Source organism: Longimicrobiaceae bacterium (assembly GCA_035696245.1).
In the GTDB taxonomy this organism is placed as follows: Bacteria; Gemmatimonadota; Gemmatimonadetes; order Longimicrobiales; family Longimicrobiaceae; genus DASRQW01.
Genome location: DASRQW010000177.1, coordinates 1 through 4,809, shown reverse-complemented (window position 1 = coordinate 4,809; position 4,809 = coordinate 1). Strand labels below are relative to the sequence as shown.

Genomic DNA, 4,809 nt, shown 5'->3' with positions numbered 1-4,809 from the left:
GCGATACATCCGCAGCGCCGACGCGGCTTCGTCCGGTGATGTCGCGACCGAGAGGCGGAAGCACACGCAGGTGCTCCCCTACCAAGACGGGGGATCGTTGATGGACGAAAAGCCGGCGACCGAGGCAGGGTCGCCGGCTCTTCATCTTCCGCCATGCCGATCGTTTTCGGGGGATGCGAGGCGATGATCGGCCGCCGTGCATCTCCCGAACGCGGTCAGGCGAGGGCGTTGGGGACGGGGGATGCGTGGCGCGCGTCGCGGAGCTCGGCCAGGCGGCCGCCTGCCCAGGCGTACGGCATCACCAGGACGAGCGAGACGACGTGATACCACGCCGGCGCGGTGTCCCAGGCCGCCGCGGTGCCCGCGATGCTGAAGGCGAGGCCGAGAAGTCCCAGGACCAGCGCGTGCCGCATGGGCCGATTGGGCGCGAGCCGCGCCCCGAGGTAGCAGCCCGCGGTCGCGAAGATGCCCACGTACACGATCGTCAGCGCCAGCACCGTGGCGTCGCTCGTGTGGCCCGCCGCGTCGAAAGCCTGCGGGAGCTGCATGTGCACGATCAAATCCGTGCCTACCGAGAGCACGAAGATCGCCACGAAACCGGCCGCAACCGCGAGGATGCTGCGGAGCATGGTGCAAACTCCAGCGTAGATGGATGTCCGGCGGGGCTGCGATAGTGATTGGTAATCAACATCGCCGCGGACGCCATATCAAGCTTCTTCGTGCTTCAAACGCGAGGCGAGCGGCCGCCCATCGACGTCACCGTGGAGCAAAGGTTCAGACGATGGAGACTGGTCGTTCAGTGCGCGCGAGCCGGGATCGCGGCCGCGCACCGCGGTTTCGGACCGCGGCGGCAGCGGGCCGGCGAGCGCAGTCGCGCGGAGAAACCGCGGAAACGCATAGTTGGACAGGAGGTAGGTCGGCGCACAAAGCCAGGACCAGCCGATTAGAAAGACCCCGCACATCCGCGCCGGCGAGTGCCAGTCGAAAAGCGCCACCCCGGCCGCCATCAGCGCCTGGACCAGCCACTTGTGTCGCAGGTGGTAGCGGATGATCGCGGACCGCGAATCGACCGAGATCCATATCGTGATCTCCGAAAGCGCGCCCATGAACCGGGTCCTCGGCTTGCCGAACGTGGCCCTGGGCCGAACCCGGAAACTCCACGCATCACCCTCCCGCACCGGCGGGTCGGCGCCACGTTCGACCAGGGCGGTGGCGATGCGCGACAGGACCGCATCCGTCGTCTGCTCCGCGCCGGGATCGAGCGGGACGGTGACGGTGCCGCTCCGGCTGATGGGGAAAGGCATCTGCGCTCCCGATCAGAACTCGTCCTCGTCGCCGATGGGGCTGCCGGGGGGCGGGGAGATGGGCTCCAGGCGCTTGGCCGGGTCGTACGGGCGCTCCAGGAAACGGGCGATGTCGCTCTCGATCAGCTCGGCGTTGGCGCGGTCGGCCGCGTTCGTGGCGCCGGACAGGTGCATGCGGTCGCGCAGCTGGCGAAGGGCGAGCTGCGCCCCGCCGCGCACCTGCGGCATCGGCGCCGTCGCGGCGAGGTCCATCAGCCGGTCCACGATCACGCGCTCGACCGCGCGATTGATCTCCGCCTCGTACGGCGTGGCGGGGCGCCGGTCCCACGCGCCGGCGACCAGGCGGTCGATGGTGCCGTTCAGCCCCGGCAGCGAGGGATCGAGCGCGTGCTGCTCCACCAGGCGCGCCGCGCGCTGCGGCTGCAGGATCATCCCCACCGTGATGTCCGCCGCCGCCGCGCCGGGCGAGACCGCGTCGAACGCCAGGCCGGTGTAGCGCTCGAACAGCTCGCGGTGCGGCTCGAAGGTGGCCGGCCGCGGCGGGATGATGGAGAGCAGCGGTCTGGGCAGCGCCAGCTGCGCCGGGTCCAGCGTGGCGAGCAGCGACGCCATCGCCCGCTCCTGCTCGGCCGCGGGCACGGGGCGCACCGGCTGCTGGCCGTCGCCGCGCAGGGCGTACGTGTAGTACTGGCCGCCCACCGCCTTGGCCGCCGCCTCCACCTGGTAGCGGTGGAAGAGGAAGAGCGGCACCAGCGCCTCCTCCAGCGTGGCCAGCGGCGTACCGCGGCGGATGGCCGCCTCGCCGAAGCGGTCCAGCGCCGCGCGGCGCACGCGCATCACCCGGTCCAGCTCCGCCGCGCTGCTCGTCCCGTTGTCCCACAGGTGCACCTGCGGGTGGATGCTGCCCGCCGGCCGCGCGTCCTGATCGGTCAGGAAGGTGAGGCCCCGCGCCCGCGCCTCGTCGATCACGCGCGTGAGCGCCGCCGCCTCGCCCGCGCCAGGCGGCACCTGCGCGTACCCGTACGTGATCGCCACCTTGTCCCACGCGCCGATGCCCTCGGGGTACGCGTTGGAGACGTCCACGCGCCCGTCCGCCGCCAGCGTCGCCACGGGGTGAGGGTAGTCCATCACCGACGCGCGGCCCTGCGCGCTGGCGATGTAGTTGTGCGCCAGCCCCAGCGTGTGCCCCACCTCGTGCGCCGCGAGCTGGCGGATGCGGGCCAGGACCAGCGCGTTCAGCGCCTCGGGTACGTCGTCGCTGGCGCCGTACGGCTGCGTGAGCGCCTCGCCGATCAGGAAGTCCTGCCGGTCCCGCAGGGAGCCGAGCGAGACGTGCCCTTTGATGATCTCGCCCGTGCGCGGGTCGGTGACGGACGAGCCGTAGCTCCAGCCGCGCGTGGCGCGGTGCACCCACTGGATCACGTTGTAGCGCACGTCCATGGGGTCCGCGCCCTCCGGCAGCAGCTCCACCCGGAAGGCGTTGCGGTAGCCCGCCGCCTCGAACGCCTGGTTCCACCAGCGCGCACCCTCCAGCAGCGCCGTGCGGATGGGCTCCGGCGCGCCGCGGTCCACGTAGTACACGATGGGCTTCACCGGGTCCGAGACCGCCGCGTTCGGGTCCCGCTTCTCCAGCCGGTGCCGGGTGATGAAGCGCTGGACGAGCGGTTGCGAGAACGGCTGCGCGTAGTCCGCGTACTGGATGCCGAAGTAGCCCGCGCGCGGGTCGCTGCGGCGGGGGACGAAGCCCGGCTCGGGCAGGGCCACGAACGACTGCCGCTCGCGCACCGTCAGCGCCTCGGGCGTGGGGGCCACGTCGCGCACCCACTCGCCCGGCGCGTCGCCCGCGAAGGTGAGCGTCGCCTCGATCTCCGTGTTCCGCGGGAACGCCTTTGTCCGCGGGGGATACACGGCGCTGCGGGCGGGGTCCAGGCGAAAGTCGCCCTGCTTCGTCTGCTTGAGCGTGCGCGCCACCCCGTGAGCGTCGCGCAACGCGAAGTCGGTCGCATCCACCAGCACGCGGCCGTCCGTCTCCGCCTCCACCTTGAAGCCCCACAGCACCGACGTGGCGAAGCTCTCCTCCACGTCGCGCCGCTCGTCGGCGTTCTCCGTCACCGCGCGGAAGCCCAGGTTGGGCTGCACCATCAGCACCCGCGGCCCCACGCGCTGGAACTTCACGATGCGCTCGCCGCCCAGCTGCCCGCGGTCCAGCCCCACGTCGTTCGACCCGATGCCCACGGGCAGCGAGACGACATAGATCATCTCCTGCTCCATCCGCGGGATCTCCAGCCACAGCTTGCCGCCGCGCTCGTCCCAGTACAGCGGCAGGAAGCCGTCCTGCCGCTCCATCCCCTGCGTCTTCGCGGCGATGGACGGCAGCGGCCCCGCCTGCGCCTGCGTCTGCTGCGTGTTCTGGGCGAGGGAGATGCGGGGCGCGGCGGGAGATGCGGCGACGGCGATCAGGAGCGCGGCGATTCGTCGGATGCGGACGGAGGTCATCGGTTCTCCACGGCGGGGGCGAAGCGAGCGGGTGCGGGGAGAATACGTTTCTCGCGCCGTTCGAACAACGCCGGTTTTCGGGAGATGCACGGCGGCCCCGCATCTCCCGTCCCCGCAGCCCCTCCGCGGATGCGCGAGTGCGTCGGATGCGCGCTGAACCGGCGGAGCCCGCTGAACGTCCGCGGACGGCGTCGTCTCCACGCGGGCTTCAACGGCTCGGCGGCGGCCGTCGTCCCGGAATCACGAGCTGTCCTGCGACACATCGCCCCCGCAGCCGGTGCAGGCTGCGGGGGCGATGTGTCCCGACTACGGCTACGTCGGCTCAGGCCGCTGCGGCCAGGAGCCGGCGGCTTCACTTGTCGCGGTGGAGCGAGGAGTGGAGGCCGTTCGGGTCGGTGGGGGACGAGACGGTGAGCACGTAGGTGTACGAGCCCCGCTCCAGCACCGGGTCGCCCGTGTGGTCGATGGGCTGCTGGACCATCCGCTGGCCCTGGACCGTCGCCTCGATGTACTCGTTCGTGTAGGCGACGCCGGTGCGCTTCGACGCCGAGAGCTGGCCCGGCGCGATGTCGCCGAACACCACGTCGCCCTCGGCGAAGTGCACGGTGACGCCCTGCAGCGTGTAGACGCTGGCGTTCTGGATGCGCGCGTCCACCGTGCTCTCGGCGTCGGTGATGTTGCACGACGCGAGCGCCAGCAGAGCGGCGGCGGCGAGGGCGGGGCGGAGGAAGGCGGGAGCTCGCATGGACCGGTACGGTTCGGGTTCGGCGGTGCGCAGGATCCTACGGTCAACGTCCGGCGCCGCGCGAGAATGACACCAGGACGAGCGGGATCGTCTCGCGCCCGGCGATCCAGCATACGCATCCCCCGCCGCGCAACTCCCGCCCCGATGCAGGACTGCGGAGGATGGGCCGACGTCCGTCGATGCGCGCAACTCCGTGCGCGTAGGCGAACGGCGCATCGCATTGGGCGGGGTGTCGCGTTGATTTAGAAAAGTCCGGGGTCTGGT

General features: G+C 71.4%; 4 protein-coding genes. All 4 read right to left on the bottom strand.

Features of this window, described 5'->3' with window-relative positions; genetic code table 11:
• Positions 1-215: 215 nt before the first annotated feature.
• On the bottom strand, positions 216-629 hold the full coding sequence (locus tag VFE05_08430; protein ID HET6230081.1) for a hypothetical protein: 414 nt from the start codon (positions 627-629) through the stop codon (positions 216-218).
• A gap of 78 nt (positions 630-707) precedes the next feature.
• Positions 708-1,304, bottom strand: coding sequence for a hypothetical protein (locus VFE05_08425; GenBank protein ID HET6230080.1), 597 nt, complete (start codon positions 1,302-1,304; stop codon positions 708-710).
• Positions 1,305-1,316: 12 nt separating this feature from the next.
• The gene (locus tag VFE05_08420; protein ID HET6230079.1) at positions 1,317-3,800 is read right to left on the bottom strand and encodes a zinc-dependent metalloprotease; all 2,484 of its coding nucleotides are present in this window, start codon (positions 3,798-3,800) and stop codon (positions 1,317-1,319) included.
• A gap of 352 nt (positions 3,801-4,152) precedes the next feature.
• Positions 4,153-4,545: a hypothetical protein gene (locus VFE05_08415; protein HET6230078.1), complete on the bottom strand. Its 393-nt coding sequence runs from the start codon at positions 4,543-4,545 to the stop codon at positions 4,153-4,155.
• Between the last annotated feature and the right edge of the window lie 264 nt (positions 4,546-4,809).

Excerpts from the sequence above, each read along its gene's own strand:
- VFE05_08420 (HET6230079.1), bottom strand. The coding sequence starts at position 3,800 with ATGACCTCCGTCCGCATCCGACGAATCGCCGCGCTCCTGATCGCCGTC.
- VFE05_08430 (HET6230081.1), bottom strand. The coding sequence starts at position 629 with ATGCTCCGCAGCATCCTCGCGGTTGCGGCCGGTTTCGTGGCGATCTTC.
- VFE05_08415 (HET6230078.1), bottom strand. The coding sequence starts at position 4,545 with ATGCGAGCTCCCGCCTTCCTCCGCCCCGCCCTCGCCGCCGCCGCTCTG.
- VFE05_08425 (HET6230080.1), bottom strand. The coding sequence starts at position 1,304 with ATGCCTTTCCCCATCAGCCGGAGCGGCACCGTCACCGTCCCGCTCGAT.